At 55.5% G+C, this 21,577-nt stretch carries 20 protein-coding genes; 5 read left to right on the top strand and 15 right to left on the bottom strand.

The window, feature by feature from the left end; genetic code table 11:
* Position 1 precedes the first annotated feature (1 nt).
* Positions 2-406 (top strand): VOC family protein, encoded by a 405-nt coding sequence (locus tag MNODULE_RS15245; RefSeq protein ID WP_168061416.1) that lies wholly within the window; start codon positions 2-4, stop codon positions 404-406.
* 19 nt (positions 407-425) lie between these two features.
* Positions 426-764, top strand: a complete 339-nt coding sequence (locus tag MNODULE_RS15240) for a PilZ domain-containing protein (RefSeq protein ID WP_168061414.1) — start codon at positions 426-428, stop codon at positions 762-764.
* Here MNODULE_RS15240 and mtgA read toward each other — a convergent pair.
* From mtgA to MNODULE_RS15225, 3 genes are read right to left on the bottom strand one after another with little or no spacing between them, the layout of a single operon-like run.
* Positions 745-1,542 carry a monofunctional biosynthetic peptidoglycan transglycosylase gene (mtgA, locus tag MNODULE_RS15235; RefSeq protein WP_168061412.1) on the bottom strand — a complete coding sequence of 266 codons (798 nt, stop codon included), beginning with the start codon at positions 1,540-1,542 and terminating at the stop codon, positions 745-747. The genes MNODULE_RS15240 and mtgA overlap by 20 nt on opposite strands.
* A gap of 25 nt (positions 1,543-1,567) precedes the next feature.
* Positions 1,568-2,221, bottom strand: coding sequence for a lysophospholipid acyltransferase family protein (locus MNODULE_RS15230; RefSeq protein WP_168061410.1), 654 nt, complete (start codon positions 2,219-2,221; stop codon positions 1,568-1,570).
* Positions 2,222-2,267: 46 nt separating this feature from the next.
* Positions 2,268-3,533 (bottom strand): DEAD/DEAH box helicase, encoded by a 1,266-nt coding sequence (locus MNODULE_RS15225; protein ID WP_168061408.1) that lies wholly within the window; start codon positions 3,531-3,533, stop codon positions 2,268-2,270.
* Positions 3,534-3,781: 248 nt separating this feature from the next.
* On the opposite strand from MNODULE_RS15225, the gene MNODULE_RS15220 reads away from it, so the two are divergent.
* Positions 3,782-3,964, top strand: a complete 183-nt coding sequence (locus MNODULE_RS15220) for an NFYB/HAP3 family transcription factor subunit (protein ID WP_168061406.1) — start codon at positions 3,782-3,784, stop codon at positions 3,962-3,964.
* 119 nt (positions 3,965-4,083) lie between these two features.
* Here MNODULE_RS15220 and MNODULE_RS15215 read toward each other — a convergent pair whose 3' ends face one another.
* Positions 4,084-5,775, bottom strand: coding sequence for an AsmA family protein (locus MNODULE_RS15215; protein WP_168061404.1), 1,692 nt, complete (start codon positions 5,773-5,775; stop codon positions 4,084-4,086).
* 86 nt (positions 5,776-5,861) lie between these two features.
* Positions 5,862-6,965 carry a sensor domain-containing diguanylate cyclase gene (locus MNODULE_RS15210; RefSeq protein WP_168061402.1) on the bottom strand — a complete coding sequence of 368 codons (1,104 nt, stop codon included), beginning with the start codon at positions 6,963-6,965 and terminating at the stop codon, positions 5,862-5,864.
* Between the two features lie 192 nt (positions 6,966-7,157).
* Here MNODULE_RS15210 and MNODULE_RS15205 point away from each other — a divergent pair, with 192 nt between their 5' ends.
* Complete coding sequence (locus MNODULE_RS15205; protein WP_202882227.1) at positions 7,158-7,355, top strand: DUF4321 domain-containing protein; 198 nt, start codon at positions 7,158-7,160, stop codon at positions 7,353-7,355.
* Positions 7,356-7,364: 9 nt separating this feature from the next.
* Here the strand turns inward: MNODULE_RS15205 and uvrB are convergent, their stop codons facing one another.
* Complete coding sequence (gene uvrB, locus MNODULE_RS15200; protein ID WP_168061398.1) at positions 7,365-9,356, bottom strand: excinuclease ABC subunit UvrB; 1,992 nt, start codon at positions 9,354-9,356, stop codon at positions 7,365-7,367.
* Positions 9,357-9,514: 158 nt separating this feature from the next.
* Between uvrB and MNODULE_RS15195 the strand changes: the two genes are divergently transcribed.
* The gene (locus MNODULE_RS15195; protein ID WP_168061396.1) at positions 9,515-11,539 is read left to right on the top strand and encodes a diguanylate cyclase; all 2,025 of its coding nucleotides are present in this window, start codon (positions 9,515-9,517) and stop codon (positions 11,537-11,539) included.
* A 14-nt stretch (positions 11,540-11,553) separates the two neighbouring features.
* Here MNODULE_RS15195 and ftsY read toward each other — a convergent pair whose 3' ends face one another.
* The 9 genes from ftsY to MNODULE_RS15150 all read right to left on the bottom strand — a co-directional run bounded on the left by ftsY (position 11,554) and on the right by MNODULE_RS15150 (position 21,560).
* Positions 11,554-12,483 (bottom strand): signal recognition particle-docking protein FtsY, encoded by a 930-nt coding sequence (gene ftsY / locus MNODULE_RS15190; RefSeq protein WP_238339590.1) that lies wholly within the window; start codon positions 12,481-12,483, stop codon positions 11,554-11,556.
* A gap of 38 nt (positions 12,484-12,521) precedes the next feature.
* Positions 12,522-12,845 carry a roadblock/LC7 domain-containing protein gene (locus tag MNODULE_RS15185; RefSeq protein ID WP_168061394.1) on the bottom strand — a complete coding sequence of 108 codons (324 nt, stop codon included), beginning with the start codon at positions 12,843-12,845 and terminating at the stop codon, positions 12,522-12,524.
* A 33-nt stretch (positions 12,846-12,878) separates the two neighbouring features.
* The gene (gene ybeY, locus MNODULE_RS15180) at positions 12,879-13,310 is read right to left on the bottom strand and encodes an rRNA maturation RNase YbeY (RefSeq protein WP_168061392.1); all 432 of its coding nucleotides are present in this window, start codon (positions 13,308-13,310) and stop codon (positions 12,879-12,881) included.
* 166 nt (positions 13,311-13,476) lie between these two features.
* Entirely contained in the window at positions 13,477-14,460 is a 984-nt protein-coding gene (locus MNODULE_RS15175) for a PhoH family protein (RefSeq protein ID WP_238339589.1), read from the bottom strand.
* Between the two features lie 118 nt (positions 14,461-14,578).
* Complete coding sequence (locus MNODULE_RS15170) at positions 14,579-15,529, bottom strand: putative Ig domain-containing protein (RefSeq protein WP_168061390.1); 951 nt, start codon at positions 15,527-15,529, stop codon at positions 14,579-14,581.
* Positions 15,530-15,540: 11 nt separating this feature from the next.
* Positions 15,541-19,533, bottom strand: coding sequence for a pilus assembly protein (locus tag MNODULE_RS15165; RefSeq protein WP_168061388.1), 3,993 nt, complete (start codon positions 19,531-19,533; stop codon positions 15,541-15,543).
* A 10-nt stretch (positions 19,534-19,543) separates the two neighbouring features.
* Positions 19,544-19,900, bottom strand: a complete 357-nt coding sequence (locus MNODULE_RS15160; protein WP_168061386.1) for a hypothetical protein — start codon at positions 19,898-19,900, stop codon at positions 19,544-19,546.
* A 21-nt stretch (positions 19,901-19,921) separates the two neighbouring features.
* Positions 19,922-20,611, bottom strand: coding sequence for a hypothetical protein (locus MNODULE_RS15155; RefSeq protein ID WP_168061384.1), 690 nt, complete (start codon positions 20,609-20,611; stop codon positions 19,922-19,924).
* Positions 20,601-21,560 carry a PilW family protein gene (locus MNODULE_RS15150; RefSeq protein ID WP_168061382.1) on the bottom strand — a complete coding sequence of 320 codons (960 nt, stop codon included), beginning with the start codon at positions 21,558-21,560 and terminating at the stop codon, positions 20,601-20,603. Before MNODULE_RS15150 ends, MNODULE_RS15155 begins: the two co-directional genes overlap by 11 nt.
* Positions 21,561-21,577: the final 17 nt, after the last annotated feature.

Genomic DNA, 21,577 nt, shown 5'->3' with positions numbered 1-21,577 from the left:
GATGAGAAACGATTCATACTTCCAGATTCACCACATCGCTATCCAAACGGCCGACCTGGAACGCTCCGCCGCCTTCTACGGCGAGACCCTCGGTTTGGTCCGGATCAAAGAAGAGAAAACCCCCAAAGGGAGAAAAATTATTTGGTTTGATTCCGGAACAGGACGGATCGAGCTTTACAGCGGCAAGCCGGAACAAGCGCTGATCAAACCGTGGAGTCCCAATTCAGTCGGTCCGATCTCGATCGGTTTTCGGGTAAACGATTTAGAGGAGGCGGTCCGGCGCCTCATGGAAGCAAACGTGCCGGTGATCAAACCCCCCTATGAGCCGGTCCCGGGGGAGCGGGCTGCGATGATTCAAGGCCCCGATGGAGAAGAGATCGTTCTCTTAGAAAAAGAGGTCGGTTGACTTCCAAGAAGAGGAGAAGATGAAACAGCGGAAGCTAAGAAGATATAGTATTTTTGTCGAAGCGAAGATCGAATCGAACGATTTCCGTGTCCATGGCGTCGCGGTCAATTTCAGCTACAAAGGGGTCGGCGTCTGCTGCCTCACCCCGCTTGCCCCGAAAAGCGAAGTCTCATTGACGTTTTACTTCAATGACGAGCAGGGGGCTGTCCACTCGGAATCGGTGAACGGGATCATTCGGTGGGCCAAAAATTTCGGCCACCTTCAGACCGGTGGGATCGAGTTTTCCGAAGAGATCTCGGAAGAGAACCATTTCGTGATCCTCTCGCATATCGAAATGGCTAAGGAGTTTGAGGGGTAGTCGCTCTCTCCACCCCTTCCGGTCCCTCTGAGTTTTCTATCGTCCTTTCTTTTGGAATTTCCTTTTCCATCGCCATCCGGGTCTCCGGATAGCGTTTTTGCATTGCCTGAAGAATGGAATCGATCCGCTTTCGTAGATAAGGGGTCGACCGGCGATTCTGGTAATAACGGGGGGCTGGAAGAATCGCCGCCAGAAAAGCCGCCTCTTGAGGGGCCAACTCCGCCGCAGGCTTGGAAAAATAATGGTCGGCGGCCGCCTCCGCGCCATAAATCCCCTCTCCCCACTCCACCACATTGAGGTAAACCTCCAGAATGCGCCGCTTTTTCAACTTCGCCTCCATCACCGAGGTGATCAACGCTTCCTTTATCTTTCGAATCGGGCTCTTCTCCGAAGAGAGATAGAGGTTCTTGACCAGCTGCTGGCTGATCGTGCTCCCGCCGTATTCGAACGATTTCGCCGCCCAGTCCCGTTCGGCCGCCTCCACGATCGCCTCCCAATCGAATCCCTGATGTTGGTAAAAACGCGCATCCTCCGCAAGGACGACGGCGCGCTGAAGGTGGGGCGAGATCTGGCCAAGGGGCCGCCAGCGCGCGGCGAGCGAGATCGACGCCTCTTTTTTTCCCTTCGCCCTCCGCGCTTCGATCAAGGCCGTCGTTTTCGGATTGGTTTTGGCCAGCCGCTCCACCTCCGGCCAGTAGGAGAAGAGATAGGCTCCTACGGAGATGGGGATAATGAAGAGACAAAGAAAAACAACCGATCGAAGCCTTACCCGTTTCATGTTGATCTCACCGGACGTGAACGCGCTATAACTTCGCGATCTCTTCCATTATTGTATCAACAATTCGCTGGGAAGTTTCGACCGTATCGGGGAGGGAATAATAAATTGAAAGGTTGATCGGAGATCCATAGGTGATGGTCGTCTTCTTTCCGATTCGGGGAAGGATCTTCCCGACCGGTAAAATCTGATCGACCCCCCGCACCCGGACCGGAATCACCTTTCGCGGGCGCGCGTCGTAAAGGATCTTTCCGACACCGGCCCGCCCCGGCTGGAGCGCGCCGTCGGAAGAACGCCTCCCCTCCGGCGCGATCACCACGACCGAATGCGACAGCATTTCCGCCATTTTTTGCATTGCCGCCAGATCGCGTTTTCCCCGCCGGACCGGAAAAGCCCCCCAGGAGGAAAGAATCGTCCGAACGATCGGAATGCCGAACAGCTCTTCCTTCCCCGGGGCGCGCCACCAGACGGGGGAGAAAAAAGGCATGCTGGTGGCCCCCACCAGAAAGGGATCGATCGCCGAGATGTGGTTGTACAAAAGCATCACCCCCTCCTCTCCCCGTTTTGGGATATTTTCTTCGCCGAAGACCTCGACGTGATTGATCCACTTGAAGACGAAATGCCAGAAGGAAAGCCCGAGGAGGTGCCACAGATTTAAAAAGAAGCCGGGACCGTATTGCATAATTTATGGAAGATTAGAATGGAAAAAGCCGATGGAAGGGGGCCGATCACCGGCTTCTTCTCGGCCTTGAAGAGGAAGGCCGTCCCTTGGTCGGGCGCGAAGGGGGATGGGCCGGCCGCGTTCTTTGTATCCGCTCGGAATGAGGGATCGATTTGGGCTGAACGAAGAGGTCGTCTTCCGGCCATTCGACCGGAATCTTCTGTCCGATGTACTCCTCGATTTCCTCCAGGGCCATGACATACTCCTCATCGGCCAGGCTCAACGCCTTTCCCGCCGCGCCCGCGCGGGCGGTCCGGCCGATCCGGTGGACATACGCCTCCCGGTCCTGGGGAAGATCGTAATTCACGACGAGGCTGACCCCCTCGATATGCAGCCCCCGCGAGGCGACATCGGTGGCGACCAGGATCGGCACCTTCCTCTCCTTGAATTGCTCCAACGCCTTCATCCGCTGTTTTTGCGGCAAGTCGCCGGTGATCGCACGGGCCGGATACCCTTGCTCGGTCAGCCGATTCGCCAACACCTCCCCCTGGTTTTTGGTATTGACGAAAATCAACACCCGCTCCCAGCTTTCTCTCTTGAGCAAGCCGAGCAGGAGAGGGATCTTCTTTGTCCGCTCCACATGGAACAGGATCTGTTCCACCTTCTCTGCGGTGATCTGCTCGGGAGAGACTTCGATCTTGATCGGATTATTCATATGCTCATAAGCCAGCTCCATCACGCGCTGCGTGAGGGTGGCGGAAAAGAGCATCGACTGCCGCTTATGATAAGGAGGGAGACGCCGCATCATGAAACGAAGGTCGGCGATAAATCCCATATCGAACATCCGGTCGGCCTCATCGATCACGAGGACCTCCACCCGGCGGAGGTCGTAGACCTTTTGCTTATAATAATCGATCAGTCGTCCCGGCGTTCCGATGAGAAGATCGACCCCCTCCGCCAGCATCGATCGCTGCTTCTGATAATCGATTCCGCCGTAGACGGCCTGGATGTTAAAAGGGGTCTTTTGTCCGAGCAGGGTTGCTTCTCTGGCGATTTGAATCACCAGTTCCCGCGTCGGGGCGATGACGATCGCCCGCGGAGAAGAGAGCTTGGAGGAAGGGGAAGGCTCGGTTTTGAGAAGACGTGAAAAAAGGGCGATCAGAAAGGCGGCGGTCTTTCCGGTCCCGGTCTGGGCCTGACCCGCGACATCCTTACCGGCAAGGGTGATGGGAAGAGTCCCCTCCTGGATCGGAGTACATTCTTTAAAACCGAGAGACTCAATTCCCTCAAGAACAGGAGGAGGAATCGGCAACGATCGAAATTCAGTAGGCATATCGTTGATATATTACCCTGCCGTCTCCTAAAATGCAAGGACCGATTGACTTCGACGAGGCCCGATGCGCCGGACATTTTTATCTCACACGAGAGGAGTCGTTCAATAATTCTGGTTGCGCGGCTTCCTTCTTTCATGCTACATTTTTAACTGGATGCAGAATGAATCCCCGATCACAGATCGCGAACTTCGTAGAGTTCTTTTCTCGTATTCCAATAGGGTAAACGTAGAGCTGAAGGAGGAAATGAATGGCCGATATCTTGGTAGTAAGTTCGAAAATTAAGAAATTCATTCGAGAGAAATCCGAATTCAACACCTCCGCTGAATTTCTCCAGGCGCTCAGTCAGCGTGTCGAAAAACTCGCGATGGAAGCGATTGAACGCGCCAGAGCGGACAAAAGAAAAACGGTCAAGGAGAGAGATCTGCCCTGACCGTTCGATAAAGGCGCTTCGAGCAGGCGGCCCTCCTTAGCAGCGGCAATGCGGCCCGAACCGCCTCCTCTTGAATGATCTACAAACCGATGTCGTTCCGATGAGTTCAGGGGGAGGAGCTATCTCTGCAGTAGCCCTCCCAATCCCTCTTTCTCCAGCCTCTCTGTCAATCTTTCCCGAAGCTGCTTCGCCGCCGTCTCTTTCAGCGCCTCTTCACGCAAGGCGAGGCGGGCCCCTTGGGGGGTCCCCGCAATTTCGATCGGGATCTCCAATCTCCCTCTCTCCATCGGGAGGAGCGACCCGACCGGCGTGCTTCGAATTTTCTGTGTGACCGACTCGGCCAGTCTCATCTCGCCGAGAAGATGATAAAGGCCGTCCAATCCGACCTCCCCTTCTCCCAAAAGATCAAAAAGAGGGTTGTCCATGGAAAGACGGCTCAGCCCGATGCGGCCGGCCTCGACCTGAAGCCCCCCCTTTGCGGAAGAAAATCGGGTGTTCGGCTCCAACGGGAGTTGAACCTGATCGAGGATCTGAAGCGTGGCGAGAGACTCTCTCAAGAGGTTCACATTCTTAATCTCCCCTTCTCCCACTTCCCATTCTCCCTTCCCCGTCAACGTCTTTGAAAGCGCTCCCCAACTCCCCCCGCTCCCCTGCAGCGTCAGTCCGACCGACGCCTCCCCGCTGAAAATCTCCGGGTCAATCGGGACAAACTGCCTTATGACCGACCCGAGAGAAGCATTCTCCAGGGCGAAATCGGTCATGAATGGAAAAGCGCCGCTCGATAGGCCCACCCGGCCGCTTCCTGTAAAATGACCGCCCCAAATATCGCCGCTGAGATCTTCCAGGGCGCCCCATCTTCGATTCACCTTTGCCCGGCCGGAAAGATCCGAAATGGTCATTCCTTTTACCAGGACCTCCTCCAGATTAAAATCAACCTCCATCGGAGCCGCTCCCGGAGAGGAAGGAGGGGGTCCCGGAGGAGGTGAGGTCTTCTGTGGAGGAGACCCCCCTTGCGGCAGAAGAAGCATGATCTCATCGAGATCGACCTGCTTCGCATTCGCCGTCAAGAGAAGGCGCCCTTTTTGGTATCCCCCCTGGAGGTGAAGATCGCTCCGCCCGACGGTTCCCGAAAGATCGATCGTTTCCGGTTTGAGCGCTGTGGTCAGCGGTCCGACCCGTCCTTTCAAACTTGTCTGCTTCCCCTGCGGCTCGATCCGTGTCTCCAGATCGATCGAAGCGATCTCACCCAACTGAAGGTTGGATAGGTTGAGATCGAAATCTTCCGCGGCCGTCGACAACGGCGGCCCTCCTTTCACACGGCGAACGTAGGCGATCCGCCCGTTTTTGACGATCACTTCGTCCGCAAGAATTCCGATCGGACGTTGCTCCTGCGGGGATGTTGCCCCCCCCGGCGGGGATTTCCCGCCGCCGCCGAGGGTCGATGTGTTCCATTTTCCGCTCGCATCCTGGATCAGTTGGAGCGCCGGGCTTTGAATGAGAAGCTCCTCCACTTCCACCCTTTTCTGCAAGAGCGGAAGAAGCCGGAAGCTCACAACGACTGAATCGGACCGGAAAAAATCTTCGGGAGAGAATTGAGGATCATCCCGGACAACGACATTTTTCAATTGAACGCCAAGCGGCCAGAGCGAGAGGCGAACGCTCCCGACGTCGACCGACCGTCCCAATGCCGCTTCAACCTGGGGCAAATAACGCGATTTAACAAAAGAGAGGTCGACCAAAAACGGAGCCAACAGGAGGATGAGGATCAAAACCAGAACAATCCCCCCCAGAATAACCGCTATTTTCTTCATCACCACACTCGGATTTATGTTTCTTTTATTATAGGGAATCCGAAGCGGGTGAAGCAAGTTGGGCAGATGGATGAATCGAAATCCGTTCAGGCGGGGGGGGCCACGCAGATGCGGTCTTTTCCCTGGTCTTTTGCAACGTACATCGCGGCATCCGCCTTACGGATCAAAAGATGGCGGATATTGCTGTTCGAAGTGCCGTTGCCGACATGTTTCTTCAAAGAGGCCAGCCCGATGCTGCAGGTCAGCCGTCCCTGAAGGGTCTCGGCTTTCGCCTTTTCATTGATCGGCACGGTGGAGAAGGGGAATTTCTTGATCGCGGTCCGAATCCGATCGGCCACCTGCACCACTTCCTCCAGCGTGGTTTGAGAGAAGATGATGACAAATTCATCGCCGCCGTAACGGGCGACCGTCGTCCCCCGGACTGGAACGACTTTCCGGAGAACGTCGCCGACCTCTTGAAGAATATGGCTTCCGGTCAGATGACCGAATTGATCATTGACCCCTTTGAAGTGGTCCATGTCCAAGAAAAGGAGGATCAGGTCATGCTGGCCCCTTCGGACCTGCCGGACCTCCCGTTCGAGGCGGGTGTGAAAATAGCGGTCGTTATAGAGTCCCGTCAATCCGTCCCGCTTCGCCAGCTCGATATGTTTGCGGGCGTCCAACACGTTTTGAATCAATGTCGATGTATACCCGGCGAAGATCTCGAGGAGCTTCAACTCTTCCTCGGTAAAATTGGGCTTCCCTTTGCGATTGATTAATTCAATGACGCCGTAAATCGAATTTTCCACGATGATCGGCGCACAGATAATCGAACGGGTGCTGAATCGACTGATCTTGTCGATTTTGGCGTAGAACATCTTATCCCGCTTGACGTTCTTGCTTAAATACGGCTTCCCGGAGAGATAGGTCGCCCCGGCGATGCCGGTGTTGATCGACAGCCGAAGGCCCGGAAGCTTTGAGGAGCCCGGTCCGAAGCAGGCGACAAAAACCAGCTCTTCCCGCTCTTTCTTTCCGATCGGATCATCCAACAGAATGGAGCCGGCCTCCGACGGGACGAATTGATTCGCTTTTTTCAGGATTTCCTTCAACATCAGATCGAGGGCAGGCTCGTCCCGATCGGGCGCTCTCTGTTTTCGCTCGCGTCCCAGCAAGACGTTCAAATGTCGGTGATCGAGAAGATGGAGCTTCATGAGAATTTAAGATAACCTCTAATCAAAAGCATGTCAACGACGTAGTGAAAAATCCCTCCTTTCTCAGGAGGCCTTGAAATGACTTGACAATGGAACGAAAAAAAGATAGTTTTCTCAGCGATGGCTCTTTTAAAAAGAACACCCTGGTTGCTTATTTTCTTCATCTTGGCGGGAGGCCTGTTAGGTGGAGTGATGGGAGAGATTCTACTTCTCTTCTCTCCTTCCGGCTTTCTTAAAGATGTTTTTCTCAAAGGGTACCATATCGGCATTACCCCTCCGTTTACCTTTGATCTTCATTTGGTGACGTTTACCTTCGGCTTCACCTTCCGAATCAATCTCCTCAGTCTTCTCGGCATTATTCTGGGAATCTATACTTACAAACAGGCATAAGATTGGCGTTTAACGGATGACTTGCCCCTCCTTCAGTCGCTTGATGCGATCGCGAATCTCCGCCGCTTTCTCATACTCAAGGCGTTTTGCCGCATCGCGCATCTCCCGCTCCAGGCTCTGCAGAACCCGCGGCAGCTCCTCTTCCGGGATATAGATCTCCCCCTCCTCCGCGGCGATCGGAACCGTGTAATAGTCCGCCTCGACCGCCTCGCGAAGGGTTTCGGGAATCACCTTTCGGATCGATTCGGGGGTGATGCCATGTTCCATGTTGTACGCCGCCTGGATCTGACGACGCCGGTTCGTCTCATCGATCATCATCCGCATCGACTTCGTCATCGTGTCGGCATAAAGGATCACCTCTCCCGAAACATGCCTGGCCGCCCGCCCCGCCGTCTGGATCAATGAGCGGTGGGAGCGAAGATAGCCCTCTTTGTCGGCATCCAAAATCGCCACCAGCGACACCTCCGGAAGATCGAGCCCCTCGCGAAGAAGGTTGATCCCGACCAGGACATCGAACTTCCCCAGCCGGAGATCGCGGATGATCTCCATTCGCTCCATCGTTTCGATGTCGGCGTGGAGGTAGCGGACTTTGATCCCGATCTCTTGATAATACTCAGTCAGATCTTCGGCCATCCGCTTGGTCAGTGTCGTAACCAAAACCCGCTCGGACCGGTCGACCCGCTTTCGGATCTCCTCCAGCAGATCGTCCACCTGGCCTTTGGCCGGCCGGATGACCACCTCCGGATCCATCAGGCCGGTCGGCCGGATCACCTGCTCGACGATCCGGCCCTTCGCCCGCTCAAGCTCATATGGACCGGGCGTCGCCGAGACGTAGAGGACGGTCCGCATGAATTGCTCGAACTCCTGGAACTTCAACGGACGGTTGTCGAACGCTGAAGGAAGCCGGAACCCATACTCCACCAGGTTCGTCTTGCGGGCCCGGTCCCCCTCCTGCATCCCGCCGATCTGCGGAACCGTCGCATGGCTCTCGTCGATGATCAGGAGAAAATCGTCGGGAAAATAGTCGAGCAGGGTCGGCGGCGGCTGCCCCGGCGCGCGGCCCGAGAGGTGGCGCGAGTAATTCTCAACCCCCTGGCAGTATCCGATCTCCCGGATCATCTCCAAATCGAAGATGGTTCTCTGCTCGATCCGTTGCGCCTCCAGAAGCATCTGCCGGTCCCGAAAAAACTTGATCCGGTCGTGAAGCTCTTCCTCAATCCCTTGCAACGCGACATGGAGCCGATCGGGCGGGATCACGTAATGGCTCCCCGGATAGACGGCGATTTTCGGGAGGCGTTGAATGATCGTTCCGCGGAGGGGATCGACTTCATAAATCGCATCGACCGTATCGCCGAAAAATTCGACGCGGATGCAGCGGTCTTCCGATGACGCCGGAAAGATTTCGATGACATCTCCCCGCACCCGGAAGGTCCCTCGATAAAAATCAAAGTCGTTCCGCTCGTACTGGATTTCGACCAGCTTCTTCAATACCTGATCCCGCTCGATCTCCTTCCCTTCCTCCAGATAAACCAACATGTCATGATAGGCCTCCGGCGATCCAAGGCCGTAAATACACGAGACCGATGCGACGATAATGATATCGTTCCGCTCCAGGAGGGATCGGGTCGCGGAATGCCGCATCCGGTCGATGGCATCATTGATGGAAGAGTCCTTTTCGATGAAGGTATCGGTGTGGGGGATATACGCCTCAGGCTGGTAGTAATCGTAATAGCTGACAAAGTACTCGACCGCGTTTTCAGGAAAGAAGGTTTTAAACTCGTGGTAGAGCTGCGCGGCCAAGGTCTTGTTGTGGGCAATCACGAGCGTCGGCTTCTGGACCCGCTCGATTACATTGGCGAGTGTATATGTTTTTCCTGAGCCGGTGACACCTAGGAGGACCTGGTGCGGCTCCCTCCGACGGACCCCTTCAGAAAGGGCACGGATGGCGTTCGGCTGGTCCCCTTTCGGTGTAAAATTCGAATGAAGCTTGAATGGATTCATGTAAACCCCTCGAAGATGGCATGATAACACACCTGGATAAATCTTACTATCTTTTGGCTTGACTTCGAAAAGTGTATCGGACTATAAAGGGCAGATGAAAAAGGCGAATCTGGTCGCTTTCAAATGGCTTCTTCATCCAGTGGACAGGCAATCTATTTATGCAACGAACCTTAGATTTAAACAGGCACAAGTGGGAAGAAATACAACATTCTCTATCGTCTTTAACCGGCCTAACCCTTTTTATCTACGATCCCTCGAAACACCGGCCATGTACAGCGATCACGCGTGAACACCTTCTTTGTCACCTGGTTCATCAGACCGAGCGGGAGACCCTTTGTCAGAATGCGTTTGCGCAACAGGTTGATCTTGCGATTCAGACACAGCAGATCTCTTTTTCCAAATGCCAGGCCAACCTGAACTATTTTGTCATTCCGATCCGGCTCTCGAACGAGATGAGTTATGCCATGATCGGCGGGAAAGTGTATCAACATCCCGATGAATATGCCCATTTCAAACAAAATGCATCCGAGTGGGGCATTTCATCCGAGAAGCTGCCTGTCGACGTCGATCTCTCCTGCCCCGGCGCGCAAGAAGGGCTTCAACAGGTCGCCTCCTATCTCCAAGTCGTCGCCACCGCCCTGTTGGAGAACATCTACCGTCGCGGTCAATACCAGGGAAAGGCGGCCCACCTGACGACCCTTCTCAATGTGGGAAATCAATTCAAAAGCGTCAGCAATATTTCAATCCTTCACAGCACGCTTCTGAATACGCTCGGCATCCTCTTCAACTTGAAAAGCGCCTGCATCTTCCATCAAACCAAAAAACAAGGAGCTTACCGCGGCGTCGCCGTCTTCGGGGAGAAGAAGGAGCGGTTTAACCAATTGGAGGCGTCCCTGGACATTCTCTTTCAGAAAAGAAGCGGGGGCGATCCGTTCGTCTTCAACGACGTGACATTTGACCTGTTGAAGTCGAAACTTCCGCAAGACGTGACCTCCTGCTATCTCTTCCCCCTTTACCAAGGCCGGAACGCAACGTCAACCCTGGCGATATTCGACACCATCCTCACGTCGGAAGAGACCGCGATGATCTCTTCGTTCTGCAGCCAGGCGGGGTCTGCCGTTGAAAATATCGAGCTTCAAAATCAATTGGCGGAGCAACGGAAAATCATGATCGCCCTCTCGAACCTCACCCTCATGATCGATTCGCCCCTTTACCTTCATCACCTTCATCATAATATCTTGGAGCAGACCCTTCAGCTCCTGCAGGCGGAGCAAGGATCGTTGATGGTCCTGGACGAGTTCAAAAATGAGCTCTCCGTGAAAGCGATGAAGGGGATCAATCGGCCCGTTTATGAAATGTTCAACTCGAAGCCGGGGGAAGGCATTGCGGGATCGGTCTATGAAACCGGCGTCCCGCTTCTGGTTCAAGATCTCAACCACGATCCTCGCGTACAACAGGGGGCCAAGCCGCGATATCGCACCCCTTCCTTCGTCAGTGTTCCGCTCAAATTGAGAAACCGAACCCTCGGCGTCATCAATCTGGCGGATAAAATCACCGGAGAGGTCTTCTCTGAGGAAGACCTCCAATTGTTGCAGGCGATCGGTAGCTACATCTCGATTGCCATCGAGCGGTCCGAATTGTACGAGAAAACGGAAGAGCTGAAACGGATCTCGATCACCGACGCCCTGACCGGCCTTCTGAACCGCCGCTACTTTCAGGAACGCTTGACGGAGGAGATCGAGCGATCCCGGCGCCACCGGATCCCCGTCTCCCTCATTATCGTCGATATCGATAATTTCAAAGGCTTCAACGATACCTTCGGCCATTTGGGAGGAGACGAGATTCTGGTTTTGCTCGGACAGGCCCTTCGAAACTACATCCGGGCGATCGACGTCGCCGCGCGCTACGGAGGGGAGGAATTCACCATCATCCTTCCCCAGACGAATAAGGAAGATGCGCGGATCATTGCAGAGAGGCTGTGCAGGGAAATCGAGCGGAACGAGACGCTACAAAAAAAATACTCCGATTTGGCCCGACTGACCGTCAGCGTCGGTCTTGCCACTTTCCCGGATGATGCCGAAACGTTCGAAGAGCTGATCCGAAATGCCGACCGCGCCCTCTACCAGGCGAAGCTGCAGGGAAAAAACAGGGTCATTACATTTGATAATGGACTCTTCTCTTAAATCAGTGCGGGTCCTCACTCCTTACCGCTTTCAAAAAGTCCCTCTGCAAATGACTCGATGTTGAACGGGATCAAATCGTCCACCCCTTCGCCGACGCCGACGTAAGTAACCGGAACCGAAAGGGCTTCGACGATCGGGACGATGATTCCCCCCTTTGCCGTCCCGTCCAGCTTCGTCAGGATAATCCCCGTCACCCCGATCGTCTCATGAAAAAGCCGCGCCTGGGAGAGGGCGTTCTGGCCGGTGGTGGCGTCGAGCACCAGGATTCTCTCATGGGGGGCATCGGGAATCGCCTTGGCGATGACCCGCTTGATCTTCTTTAACTCTTCCATCAAATTGCTCTTCGTCTGGAGACGGCCGGCGGTATCGATCAAAACCGCATCAATCTTCCGCGCAAGGGCGGCGCTCACGGCATCGAAGGCGACCGCTGCGGGATCCGCCCCCTCCTGATGCCGGACGACCTCGGCACCGACCCGGTCTCCCCAGATGGCGAGCTGCTCTCCGGCCGCCGCCCTGAAGGTGTCGGCCGCCGCAAGGAGGACCGTTTTCCCCTCTCGCCTCAATTGAGCGGCCCGCTTGGCGATGGTGGTGGTCTTGCCGACCCCGTTCACCCCAACGAAAAGGGAGACGACCGGCGTCGTCTTCGGCGGTTCCTGCGGAACCCCCTTGTTCAGGATGACGACCAGATACGACTTCAGCTTTTTTTTGAGGGAGGCGAGATTGGAGATCTCCTTCCGCTCCACCGAGGCCCGAAGCCCGATCATCAACCGGTCGGTCACCTCCATTCCTAAATCGGAACCGATGAGGAGCTCCTCCAACCTGTCCAATGTTTCCTGATTGATGTTCGGCTGATCGAGAAAAACCGCCTCCAATCCGGACGACAGGTATTCCCTTGTCTTCGCCAGTCCCTTCCCAAGTTTTCCCCAAAACCCTTCCGCCATCATTCTCCTTCCAACCCGCAGGAGAGGCCGCTTCGCCTCCCCTAAATTTCCTTTTGAATTTCAGCCGCCGCCCAACGGAGCCAACGCCTCGCCTGGCCGATCCCTTCCGAGGGATTCACCAATAAGAGCACCATATATTCTTTCTGCACCGGCCGCATCAGGCAGATTCCCTTCTCTGCCGCAAAAATCGCTTCCGCCGCGGAAGCGGCAAGGTGGCGAGATACCATCGCCTCTATTTCAAGCCAGACGATGCCGTAATGCGCCCCCATCAATTTCATTTCATCTCCCGAAAGACTTGTGTAATGGGCGATCTCCTCTCCCTCGCGATCAAGAAAGATGGCGCCGACCGCTCCTTGGGTTTCCACAACGGCTCTCTTGAGGATCTGATTAAAAACCATCTACCCCTGATGATAAATGCGTTTGAACAGAAGCCGTTCTCGGCGTTGCATTCGACGCTCCTCCTTCGGAGATCGTTCGTGGTCATACCCGAGGAGATGGAGCACTCCATGAATGAGGAGAATCAGCAACTGTTCGCGGCGGGATCTCCCATACAAGATCGCTTCTTCCGCCGACCGCTCCAACGAGATCATCACATCGCCGAGAAAATCAGGATGAAGCTCACCTCCGACACCCTCCCGCATCGGAAAGGAGAGGACATCGGTCGGCTGATCTTTTTTTCTATAATCACGATTATAAACGCGGATTTGACGATTATTCACCAAAATAATTCCCATCTCCGCATGATCCAGCTTCTGCAGCGATAAAATTTGGCGGGCCCACCTCAGGAGATTCTTCTGGTTCACAGGGTAGGTCCGCTGCCGGTTTTGCATCGAAATTTGCATAATAAATTAAATAGAAGATCGGAAGATCGGGTCAATCGATAAGGGAGCCGCCGACAAGGGTCGGCAGATTCTACCTGTTGATGGAAACAAGAACAAGAAATAAAAATGACCTCAGAAGAAAAGTGAGGTCATTTGGCGTGATCATGGAGGGATCCTACTTTTTCTTTGATTTTCCCCCCTTTCCCTCATACCGCTCGTACGCTTTCACGATCTCCTGGACCAGACGGTGCCGGATGACATCGCGCTCGCTGAAATAAACAAACTTGATCGCGGAGACCTCTTCTAAAATCCCCTGGATTTCGATCAGCCCGGAGGTCCGTTCGACCGGGAGGTCGACCTGTGTAATATCTCCCGTGACGACCGCTTTCGACCGGAACCCCAGACGCGTCAGAAACATCTTCATCTGCTCCGACGTGGCGTTCTGGGCCTCATCAAGGATGATAAATGAGTCGTTGAGGGTCCGCCCGCGCATGAAGGCAAGCGGGGCAATTTCGATATCCCCCCGCTCCAGGAGGCGCGTGGCGCGATCGACCTCCATCATATCGTAGAGGGCATCGTAAAGGGGCCGCAGATAAGGATTGACCTTTTCAACCAGATCCCCCGGAAGAAAACCGAGCTTTTCACCCGCTTCGACCGCCGGACGGGCTAAGATGATCCGGTTTACCTCTTTCTTGAGGAAAGAGGAGACGGCCATGGCCATAGCGAGATACGTCTTTCCCGTCCCCGCCGGACCGATCCCGACCACGATATCGTGCTTTCGGATGCTTTCGATATACTCTTTTTGGGAGGGTGATTTCGGGGCGATGAGCTTCTTTTTCCCGAAAACCGGAATGGCGTCTTGATAAATTTCCCGGACGGAAGCGGGGGCGTTTTGTTGGGAAGATTGGATGGCGTAGTTGACATCTTCCGCCGTCACCCGGAACCCGTCTCTGGAGAGATTCGCGAGATCGGCGATGACCTTCTCAACCTGTTGAACCTGTTCAGGCTCCCCTTCGATCGTAACCTCTTCCCCTCTCGCCGTCATTCGAACGTTGAAGGCCTGCTCAATCATCTTGATGTGGCGATCGTAGCTTCCATAGAGGGCCGAGGTATCGGTTCCTTCTTGTAAATTAACTTTCCCGATAAGCGATTTTTTCAACGAAAAATAATTTCTCCCAAACGTAAAACCACTTCAGAACAAACTCATTATAACAATCCCCTTTTCAAAATACAAGAAAACGAAGCAGAAAGGATGAGAAAGAGAGCCGTGGCATCCTTTATCTGGCATGGAGTGTAAATCGCTGGATGCTTTTCCCCCCTTTTTTGTCGATGGCCTGAATGGTGACCGGCACCATTTCCTGTGGAAGCGCCTCCACCTTCCAGACCAAGAGCCCCGATGCCGCATCCAACATCATTCCGGGAGGCCCTCCATCAAGGTGGTACTCGACGGCGTCTCCATCAGGATCGCTGGCGACGATCTGGTACCGGTATTCGTTCTCCCCAATTTCAGACGTAGGGGACGAGATAATTTCAGGGGGCTGATTAATGACGGCGATGGACCGGCTGGCCGTCGGGGTGCCGGCGTCGAAAGAATCCGAGGCGGTCACGAGGACCCGGATCTGATCTGCGCTCTGAATCAACTTTCCATCCAACAGATTTCCGGTAACCCCTTCCACCGGCACTCCGTTGATTTCCCATTGATAGTCGTAGAAAATCGAGTCTCCCTCTTCGTCTCTTCCCTCCACCTCGGCCAGGATCGTCTGCCCGACTTTCGGCTCCGTCGGAAGGAGCACGATGCGGGTCACGGCGGGGGGATGATTTCCGATCTTCACCGTCGGACCGGGAAGGGAAGGACCCTCCGACTTCCCGTCGGAAGGGGTCACCTCCACTGAAACCAGATCCCCTTGCCGAAACCCCTTCAAAGAGAGAACCGGCTGGTCTCCGACCTCTTTCTGATTGACAAACCATCGGTACCGATAGGTCAACGTATCCTGATCGGGGTCTTCCGCTTGAAGCGCCACCTTCAAGACCGACTGGAGGTCGGGCGAAGGGGGGAAGATCTCCACCCGCGTCATCCAGGGGGGGTGATTGGTCTGTCCCGGCAAGGAAGCGGCGGCGGAACTTCTTTCCTCCGTCCCCTTTCCTCCCTGGATCAGAGGATCTTCTTTGCCCCGGAGAAGCCAGACCGCCAGCAGGAAAACGACCAGCGAAATAATCCGTGTTCTCATTCCACCCCCCCCTAATCCGATTTCTCTCTCAACATTCTGGTTCCCGTGCTGATGCTGTTGGGCGTTTGGATATCCTTGATCTGAACGATCTCCCCGGTGCTGCTCTGGACAAAGCCGGTAAGGGTGCTCTTTCCGGTTGTCGGGTCCCGACCGACCACGACGTTCACCTTAGAAGCGACCCCGATCCCAAGCTCTTTTTTCCGCCGCACGGTCGTCCCATCCGATTCAAGACCGATGGAGCCCAAAACCTCAGCGGTATCCCCATCTCCGTCCGAATCGTTGACGTCGGCGCTCGGATAGGCGGCGCCGGTTCCATAGTGGAGCGCATAAACGGCATTGGTCCCCTGGGGCAGACAAACATCCACACCCGGCGTATAGGACGTTGCGGCGACAATTCCTCCAAGGACCGTCGGTTCGTGGAGAACGCGCTCCCCGCCGGTGAGGGTCAAAAACCATCCCGCTTTTTCGCTAGATGTGCTGTCGATCCGATTACTCAGCGCCGTCAGAGTAGCCGCCCCGCAGCTGCTGCAGGAGACGGCGCCCGTGATCGATACGGAAGCGTCGGTTACATCGACCAAGTCGGTGGCGGCGATCGTCGGACAGCTTGCTTTCCAGCTCCCGAGACTCCTGTTCCAGCAGCCGTTCGCGCTCGACTCTTTGACCCCATAGAACGCTTGGTTGGTCTGGTCGTCCGCGTCGCTGCTCGGCCCGCTGCTGAAGAATCGACCTGTTCCGAAATAAACCCAGAACCTCCCGGCGCCGTCCAGGGTGGCCGACGATTTCACCAGGACCGGCTTCGCCGGATTGAACAGGATGGACAACGACCAGGTCGTCGGATCGGCGTTCCCTTTCGTCAACAGACGATAGACCTTTCCGTTCCAGGCGCCGGTCGATCCATAGCCCTTCCCGATGTAGGCGATATCCGAGAAATAATTCTTGGGAAAATCATAGACGACCGGATCTCCCATAAAGGCATAGCGATCGGTATTGTCTGTGGCAAGCTTGTTCAGCAGTGCCCCTGTTTCGAGGTCGAGCACATAAATTTGGCCATATTCGGAAATACTCTGACCGAATTTATTTCCGGTTGCGGGAAGACCCGCCAGCCGCTCCCCCTTATAGGTCGTCGGACCGGAGCCGAATACCGCATACCAGGCGGCGCCGGAGGAGCCGTTCAACCTCATCACCGCCGGCCAGCTGGTGGTAAAACCGAGATCGGAATCTTTAAATACCCAGAGAAGCTTCGGCGGGGTCTCCGGATTGGTGATGTCGAGGGCGAAGTAGGCCGAACGAAACCGGTCCTCTCCGGGATCGGTGGTGTTCCCGTTCCCGTTCAGATCGACGCTGATGCTTCCTCCTCCCATCCGCAAGCTCCCGATGAGAACCGTCCCCCATCCCTTCGGATGAATACATCCCGAGTCGGTCAGGCTAGTAGCACAGGCGCTCTCCTCCGTGAAAATCTGGGCGTCGACGACGCGGGGACTGCCGTCGACAAAGTAGACGTGCCGGGTCTTGTTGTAGTCGGTCTGCGTCAACCACTTCAAATGCGGGAGGAGTTCCTGTGGGATAAAGCCCCAGAGTTCCTCTCCCAATAACTCTCCGCCGTTCCCGTCCGCATCCGTGGTCGTAAACCAGCCATGCTCGATGACCGAATTGGTGGCCGAATCGTCTCCCGGGTGGAAGAAACCGCCGTTGAAGGCATGGAGCATCCCGTCGTTGGCCCCAACATAGATCACGTGCCGCCGATTCTTATATTTCTCGAAAAAAAGCGTATAACTGCTGTCTTTGTACTTTGTATCGAACTGTTCTTGAGGGGCGCTGACCGAAACCGGGCTGGAATAAATAATGTCACCCAACCGCCAGGTCTTCTCAGATGCGCCGGAGCCGATCTCACGGGGCCGATAGCCGGAGATCTTTTCCCCCCGAATATAATTGATGATGTCTGCCCCCTCGGTCGAATTCGCCGCGCGCAGATACGGTCGAAGGTCGGTTTCATTCGCCGTCGAAAAATCGATGAACTCCGCGTCATCAACGACCCCGTCTCCGTTTTCATCAACCCAGGTCTTAATGACCCGGGGGTTGGTCGACAGGTCCCGGTCGGCGAGATTGCTTCCCCCCTCCCAAATCGGGGTCAGTTCGCGCAGGGAGATGTCTTCAGGCGTTCCTGTCCTGTCTCCGGATGCATCTACGGCATATCGTTTCACCCTGGTCTCCGCAAGATCGGTGTCGAAGTAGGTCTCGATGATCTTGTCCTCGGTCAGAACCAAACGGCCGTCGGCGACGGTGTCCTCACGGAGTTGTCCCTTGAAATCGAAGAAAATACCTTGAAGATATCCGTGCCAGTAGACCTCGTTGGCTCCGATGCCGACCCGGGGATAGAAATAGGCCTGATAGATCGCCCCCTCCCCGCCGGAGGAGGTCGCCAGAACGGAGACCGACGTCCCGGAGGCGCTCTCCTGCAAGATCTTGGTGATCGCCGCGATGAGACTGCTCCGGAGGGCGAAGGCATCCGCCGACTCGAAATAGGTGTCGGGGACCCCGTCGCCGTCCTCATCCCACTCCGAGGTAAGGTCAGGCACCCCGTTTCCATTCTTATCTTTAAAGCCGCCTGCTTTGGCGGTATCCATCAATAAGTTGGAACCGGAGCCGAAGGCGAAAAAGGAATAAATGTTCAAACTCTGAACCCCCGGGAGGCGGTTGGTGTTCGGCGTCGCATTGATGCCGGAGATGTTGCCGCTCTCAGGGCGCAGATCGGTCGTGTGCGCCCAGAAGGCGACATCGTCGAGGTAATGAGAGCCGTCCGAATTACATGGATCGCTGCTGCTCCCTCCATAATAGGCGGAGCAGACATCATGATGGTTGGAGGAGTGACCCAATGCGGCATGGGCATAGTCCTGGATCCCGCTGGGAATATTCTCGTCTTTTGTCGGTTGGCCGTCGGTAAAGACAATGACGAAACTCTGGCAGCAGGGAACCCATCGTCCCTGGGTGCTGCTGCGGCACCCCGTCTCCCCGGAAGGGGGGTTCAGATCGCCGTAACAGTATGGATCGTTGTTGACGTGCACCGTAAAATTGGCCGCCCCGGAATCGGACGTGGGGGAAATCTGGGCGAAATAGCGGGACGCTTCATACACCGTCTCGGCAAGCGGCGTCCAGGAAGTGGCGACCATTCCTTCGATGGCATTAACCATCGAGACTGTATTGCCCCCGATGTCGCTCCGGATCTCCCCGCCGTTTTCGACGGTTCCATCATCGTCGAAGACCATCAGACCGAATCGGGCCCGATTCCCGACCTCCTGGATCACCCCGGTCTGCTTGACGCCGGCGTCGACCCGGATATTGAATGTTGTATCATCATCGCTGGAGTTGCTGCCGCAGCTTGCCCCGTTGTCCCGGATGGTGAAATTTCCGCCGTTTACACGGATACAACGGGTTGTGGTGTAGGTCGAAGGAGCTAAGCCGGTCAAATTAAATTGTTTATAAAAAACATGGCAGCAGGCGCCGCTATTAAATGAGCTCTGCCCGCGCATCGTGGAGCAACTGTTCTCGCTGCTCCGAACCGAATTACACTGCCCGCCGGTCATGACCCATTTGGTGATGTCGATCCGCCGCATCGTCACCCAATTTAGGAAATTCCCATCCCAGGCATCGGAGCAAGGCTTCGAGCCGCTCGGAGAGAACTTGCTGCTGGCGTAGGCATAACACTTATCCGATTCGAAGTAGCCGCCGTAGGTCGTTGTGGATTGATATTGATCGGAAAGACCGCTCCCGCTGCTAGCAAGACAATCGTCCTCTCCCGAGCCGGTGTCGACCTTGTCGGAGTAGGCGCAATTGTTCATGCTTCCGGAGTTGTCGACGAGAAGGAGAACGTTGGGGGTCACCGAGGAAGCGAGGAAAGGGGGGATGCTGCTGTAATCATCGATCGTCTGCGCCCGCAACGTCTCTCTTCCTATTCCTAAAAGAAGAAAAAGAAACATTGCAACGTAAAACAACTTTCTCGGTTCCATGACCTTCCTCCTATCTCGTCAAAAGGCCGAAGACCTTGATCCGAGTGACTGTCTGACCTGTCAAGGTTAATTCAACCTTCATTTGTTGCCTGAGCGCATTCAAACCTTTTTCAAGAATCCCATCCTCTTCATTCGTAACCCGAACATCCACCGCAACCTGAAAGCGCTTCCCACCGATAATGACAAATCCGCGACCGACTTCGTCGATGTTCCCCCGGACGGTATTCGACGGCAGGCCTGCACGGGCCTCTGAAACCGGCACAACCGGCGGCGGCGCCATCGAAAAGGCCGGCGTGTGGCCGGCGCCTCCGAGAATGCCCCAGATGTAGAAGACCATCCCAGTGAGGAAAAAAACAACCTTTTGCATAACCTCCTCCGGTTTAAATGCTCAACACTTGTAATAAGCCGACCCGACATTCGATCGGGTATTCAACGGACCGACGGAGACCACATCGATGTAGTAGAGGGTGCCGGAGCCGCATCCGGCTCCGGATACCTTTTTGTGGTAAGCGATCCCAAACTCCTCCAACTCCGATCCCGGAAGATTCGCCGTCCCCTCCAGGTCGATATCGATCTGCATCGTGTGACCGAGCGCCGTGACGACAAGATCCGGACCCCTCGTCTCTCCGGCCGCGGGGTCGGCGGTCGGCGCGATCGGAGGGGCCGCACAGTCGTAAGTTGTATCCCCCGAGGCGCTGTCGTTCGCCAACAGGCCGCCGCCGCTCCTTAACTCCTCCACAAAATCGTGGAGGCCCGTATCCCCGATCGTCGGGCTGTTGGAGCAGTCGAACACGATCGTCGCTGGATAATTTCTCGTCGTCGACGGGTTCGGGGGATTGGTCGGGACGGCGTTCAATTCCAATGTGTCCTCAATCACTTGGTTGGCGATCTGGATCCCCGCTTCGGCCGCCTGAAGCCCTTGGGTCGTCCGCCGATTGGTGGAGGCAAGATTGCTCTCGATTCCGCTGATATTCAGCGCCATCATCAGAAGGGCGGTCACCAGGAGAATCATCAGCACCATCGTGATCAACGCGGCCCCTTCTTCATTTTTCCGAAACGAAAACAGTTTAGAATCCAAGGTTCCTCACCTCTGTAACTTTCTGGGTTAATCTTCGGTGAAACCGATCGGCCGCCGCCCCCGCCGCGTGATCCTCCAAGGCCGGCCGGGTTGATATGGAATTGACCTTCGGATTGGGATTCTGCGCCCGCGCCAGCATCCCGATCCGGATCGCGCGAATCGAGGGGATCACCGTCGTCGCCACCGCCCCCGGATCGTTGACCGCCGTTCCATTGTTCAGAAGATAGGCAAATTGCAGATCCTCGATTCCGGAAGCGACCCTCTGTCCCGGAAGGACGCCGTCGTCGATCCTAAACAAAACCGGTTCGGTCTCGCCGTCCGGCACATCCACGTAGTAGGTAATCTGCTGTAGCCGGAGGACTGAATTATTCTGAGAGTAGTCTCTGTTCAAAGCCGAATCGAGGGTCAACGTATACGCTCCATTTCCGTTCGGCCCGGAGATTGCGGTAACGGTCCCGACGTAAAAACCTTCCAACGTGATCGTCGCTCCCGCGACCGTCGGACTGGTTGGATTGGTTCCGGCCGACGGCTGCACGAGGATCTGTGTCGCCCCTTCGGCCGCCACGGGATTGGCACAGGGAGGGACAGCGCAGGTCAGCGTCCCAACCGGCTGATATCCCCCCCAAAGCGAAATCCGATCAAGCTTGCTCGCGACCCCCGAGGGGTCCGGATCAGCGTTGTTGCCGGCGGTAATGATCTGATTGAGGGTCGCCCCCGGATGGATCTCGTTGCTCGCCAGCGGATGCCGCACCCCGAACCCGGCGTTTCGAATCTCACGGCTTATCAGGTCGATCGCGATGCGGATCTCCCGCTGCATCTCGATATTGCCTTTGTGAACGACGGAAAAATTAAAAGTGTTTGTAAAAAAGGTATATCCGGCGGCGCTGACGACGATGGCGATCACCGTGGCGATCATCAACTCCAGCAGGGTAAATCCTTTTGCGTTCACGCGATTTCTCCTTCTCA

Origin of the sequence: Candidatus Manganitrophus noduliformans, assembly GCF_012184425.1 — a bacterium.
Taxonomy (GTDB): Bacteria; Nitrospirota; Nitrospiria; order SBBL01; family Manganitrophaceae; genus Manganitrophus; species Manganitrophus noduliformans.
This window is presented reverse-complemented; position numbering and strand designations above follow the sequence as displayed.

Coding starts and splice junctions, on each gene's coding strand:
- MNODULE_RS15245 (WP_168061416.1), top strand. CDS start 2: ATGAGAAACGATTCATACTTCCAGATTCACCACATCGCTATCCAAACG.
- MNODULE_RS15240 (WP_168061414.1), top strand. CDS start 426: ATGAAACAGCGGAAGCTAAGAAGATATAGTATTTTTGTCGAAGCGAAG.
- mtgA (WP_168061412.1), bottom strand. CDS start 1,542: ATGAAACGGGTAAGGCTTCGATCGGTTGTTTTTCTTTGTCTCTTCATT.
- MNODULE_RS15230 (WP_168061410.1), bottom strand. CDS start 2,221: ATGCAATACGGTCCCGGCTTCTTTTTAAATCTGTGGCACCTCCTCGGG.
- MNODULE_RS15225 (WP_168061408.1), bottom strand. CDS start 3,533: ATGCCTACTGAATTTCGATCGTTGCCGATTCCTCCTCCTGTTCTTGAG.
- MNODULE_RS15220 (WP_168061406.1), top strand. CDS start 3,782: ATGGCCGATATCTTGGTAGTAAGTTCGAAAATTAAGAAATTCATTCGA.
- MNODULE_RS15215 (WP_168061404.1), bottom strand. CDS start 5,775: ATGAAGAAAATAGCGGTTATTCTGGGGGGGATTGTTCTGGTTTTGATC.
- MNODULE_RS15210 (WP_168061402.1), bottom strand. CDS start 6,965: ATGAAGCTCCATCTTCTCGATCACCGACATTTGAACGTCTTGCTGGGA.
- MNODULE_RS15205 (WP_202882227.1), top strand. CDS start 7,158: ATGGGAGAGATTCTACTTCTCTTCTCTCCTTCCGGCTTTCTTAAAGAT.
- uvrB (WP_168061398.1), bottom strand. CDS start 9,356: ATGAATCCATTCAAGCTTCATTCGAATTTTACACCGAAAGGGGACCAG.
- MNODULE_RS15195 (WP_168061396.1), top strand. CDS start 9,515: ATGCAACGAACCTTAGATTTAAACAGGCACAAGTGGGAAGAAATACAA.
- ftsY (WP_238339590.1), bottom strand. CDS start 12,483: ATGATGGCGGAAGGGTTTTGGGGAAAACTTGGGAAGGGACTGGCGAAG.
- ybeY (WP_168061392.1), bottom strand. CDS start 13,310: ATGCAAAACCGGCAGCGGACCTACCCTGTGAACCAGAAGAATCTCCTG.
- MNODULE_RS15170 (WP_168061390.1), bottom strand. CDS start 15,529: ATGAGAACACGGATTATTTCGCTGGTCGTTTTCCTGCTGGCGGTCTGG.
- MNODULE_RS15165 (WP_168061388.1), bottom strand. CDS start 19,533: ATGGAACCGAGAAAGTTGTTTTACGTTGCAATGTTTCTTTTTCTTCTT.
- MNODULE_RS15160 (WP_168061386.1), bottom strand. CDS start 19,900: ATGCAAAAGGTTGTTTTTTTCCTCACTGGGATGGTCTTCTACATCTGG.